This is a genomic window from Bifidobacterium pullorum subsp. saeculare (assembly GCF_016899725.1).
In the GTDB taxonomy this organism is placed as follows: Bacteria; Actinomycetota; Actinomycetes; order Actinomycetales; family Bifidobacteriaceae; genus Bifidobacterium; species Bifidobacterium pullorum_C.
Genome location: NZ_JACLYU010000108.1, coordinates 1 through 534 on the forward strand (window position 1 = coordinate 1; position 534 = coordinate 534).

Annotated in this window: 1 protein-coding gene and 1 pseudogene; both read left to right on the forward strand. The window is 48.3% G+C overall.

Annotation, left to right across the window (positions count from 1 at the left end; genetic code table 11):
* Window positions 1-146 (forward strand): annotated as a pseudogene (locus tag H7U32_RS09700) (30S ribosomal protein S3); the annotation flags it as partial.
* Window positions 147-184: 38 nt separating this feature from the next.
* A partial coding sequence (gene rplP, locus H7U32_RS09705) for a 50S ribosomal protein L16 (protein WP_204469841.1) occupies window positions 185-534 on the forward strand: 350 nt, incomplete at its 3' end.

Here is a 534-nt window from a genome sequence, read left to right on the forward strand (position 1 = left end):
GAGCTGATATGGCCCGTACAGAGTTCTACAGCGAGGGAACAATTCCTCTTCAGACACTGAGAGCAGACATTGACTACGGATTTGCCGAGGCGGACACAACTTACGGAAAAGTTGGCGTAAAGGTTTGGGTCTACAAAGGCGAGGTTCTTCCGGAAAAGGCAGCAAAGGAAGGGAGCGATAAATAATGTTAATGCCAAAAAGAGTAAAACGTCGTAAACAGTTCCGTGGCTCCATGAAAGGAAAAGCGCTTCGTGGAAACACGCTTTCATATGGTGAATATGGTATCGTTGCAACAGAGCCCTGCTGGATCAAATCAAACCAGATCGAGGCTGCCCGTATCGCTATGACACGTTACATCAAGCGTGGCGGTAAAGTATGGATCAAGATATTCCCAGATAAACCAGTAACTACGAAACCAGCTGAAACACGTATGGGTTCCGGTAAAGGTACCCTGGAGTACTGGGTAGCAGTTGTAAAGCCGGGACGCGTAATGTTCGAGATCGCAGGCGTACCTGAGGAAGTGGCAAGAGAAGC